The organism is Demequina aurantiaca, from assembly GCF_000975135.1.
GTDB lineage: Bacteria > Actinomycetota > Actinomycetes > Actinomycetales > Demequinaceae > Demequina > Demequina aurantiaca.
Window position 1 is genome coordinate 1 of record NZ_BBRF01000005.1, and the last position, 770, is coordinate 770.

Annotated in this window: 1 protein-coding gene; it reads left to right on the forward strand. The window is 61.0% G+C overall.

What is annotated here, in order from left to right; translation table 11 throughout:
* On the forward strand, positions 1–622 hold a 622-nt coding region (locus AOP73_RS11645), incomplete at its 5' end, for a M15 family metallopeptidase (RefSeq protein WP_061966226.1).
* Positions 623–770: the final 148 nt, after the last annotated feature.

Below are 770 nucleotides of genomic sequence, written 5' to 3' on the forward strand. Positions count from 1 at the left end.
TGAGGGGTGGGACCCGTCGCGCAACGTGACCAAGCAACTCAGCGACCCCACCTCGGTTCTCGTCGTGGTGAACAAGACTCGACCGCTCAGTCCCGCCACGTACGCGCCCTCGGACCTCGTACCCGTCTCCGGGGTACCGGGCGGATCTACTCAACGCATGAGGCGAGAAGCAGCCACAGCGCTTGCGACGATGTACAAGGCCGCGTCTGCGGAGGGGCTGTCCTTCTCCGTAGCGTCGTCATACCGCTCTTACGCCACGCAGAAGAGCCTGTTCAATTCTTACGCCGCCAACTACGGAGTAGCCAGAGCTGAAACGTTTAGCGCCCGGCCATCCTATTCAGAGCACCAGACAGGGTGGACCGCGGACCTGTCGGACGGCGCGGGTTGCCGGATCAGCAAGTGCTTTGGGGACACGACGGTGGGGAAGTGGGTCGCGCAAAACGGCCACAAGTACGGCTTTGTGATCCGGTACCCCGCAGGCAAGACGAGCGTCACGGGTTACATCTATGAGCCATGGCACGTGAGGTACGTCGGCGAGAGTCTTGCGACGTATATGCATGACAACGGCGTCAAGACCCTCGAGGAACAATTCGATCTGCCCAGCGCGCCGCGCTATAGCTGAGCACCACCGGTTGCGGGGCACGACGTGCTGCTTGCACGACATGTGGCGCTGGACTATGTACCCTGACACGGTGTGCTGAGATAAACCCGCGGTGCAAGGTCTGGAAATGAGGATGTCCCCTTCCTTGTCACGTGAAGAAGAGGTCCTT